Source organism: Pseudomonas sp. P4_C3 (assembly GCF_056402075.1).
This window is the reverse complement of record NZ_JBFUIC010000666.1, coordinates 1-1,098: the sequence shown is the minus strand read 5'-3', so window position 1 is coordinate 1,098 and position 1,098 is coordinate 1. Positions and strand designations below refer to the sequence as shown.

The window sequence follows — 1,098 nt, the reverse complement described above, 5'->3', positions numbered from 1 at the left end:
AGATCATGGTCATCGACTACTAGCACCCTAATCAAGCAGACACCTCGCAATATGGTCTTATTGGATTGCCAGACACCTTAGCAAAAAGCATCTGGCAGACCTAGCGGAAAGCGTCAGATTAAAAGTTTCAATTCATCTTGAAAGGCTTGTTGCAAGCGTGTTGCAGCAATCCCGATCGGAGAAATCCAGCTGCATCCTCAAGAAACATTCGTCCTTGCCCACCACCCTTAATCCCTTGCGCCCGTACAACGCTTGCGCCGGGTTGTTTTCGAAAACCGTCAGGCGCAACGCCGGACGCCGCTCCTTGCACGCCAGAGCCAGCACCTGATCGATCGCCCAGGTTCCAGTGCCCTGCCCACGAAACGCTTCGACAATATGCAATTCGCGGATGTACAAGGCTCTGGCATCACGGCTCAGACTGACATAACCCAGGACATTTTCGCCGCATACGATCAACCGGTTGTCGCGCCCTGCCCAGGCCACATCAAACGCCTCGTCCTGCCACAGCAGATCATGCTGAATGTAGTAGCGCAGCATGCCACTACAGGTCAGTTCGCGGGCGAACTTCAGGTCATCAGGCGATGCCGGACGCCATTGACGCTCCATCATTCCAGCTCCACTGCAAGGGACAGTACCGTCATGAGGCGTCCTTGTGACGATGTGTTTTTTGTTGAGGCGCAGAGTGTGTCACAACCTTCGGGGCACTCAAGCGATAGAAAGCGGGGTCGTTGGCCGATAGCATTTTCTGATTGAATCTGCGTACCGGCCTCTAGTAAGCTCGACCCATCCATCGGAGACAGACCATGTTCAACACCCTCTTACAGCCTCGTACCGCCAGCGCCCTGCGCTCGGTTGCGGCTGCCCGGGTGAACGACGGTTGTGCTCCGGTCAGCTTTTATTTTGGGTATTGGTTTAGCCACTGGCGCGCCTGATACCCACACGGCGCCCACTTTAAACGGGTCGCCACCAGAGAATTCTCAACCCCCGGTCGGCCTCCCGACCGGGGGTTTTGTTTTTTTCAGTCCTAACACTTTTAGCCACACACCAGACATTTAGAGGATTCAGCACATGAACTACGCCACTGATTACCGTTACGAC

General features: G+C 54.6%; 1 protein-coding gene. It reads right to left on the bottom strand.

Features of this window, described 5'->3' with window-relative positions; genetic code table 11:
• Nucleotides 1–132 precede the first annotated feature (132 nt).
• Nucleotides 133–606 (bottom strand): GNAT family N-acetyltransferase, encoded by a 474-nt coding sequence (locus AC1DVH_RS31605; RefSeq protein WP_477757092.1) that lies wholly within the window; start codon nucleotides 604–606, stop codon nucleotides 133–135.
• Nucleotides 607–1,098 lie beyond the last annotated feature (492 nt).

Coding starts and splice junctions, on each gene's coding strand:
- AC1DVH_RS31605 (WP_477757092.1), bottom strand. CDS start 606: ATGGAGCGTCAATGGCGTCCGGCATCGCCTGATGACCTGAAGTTCGCC.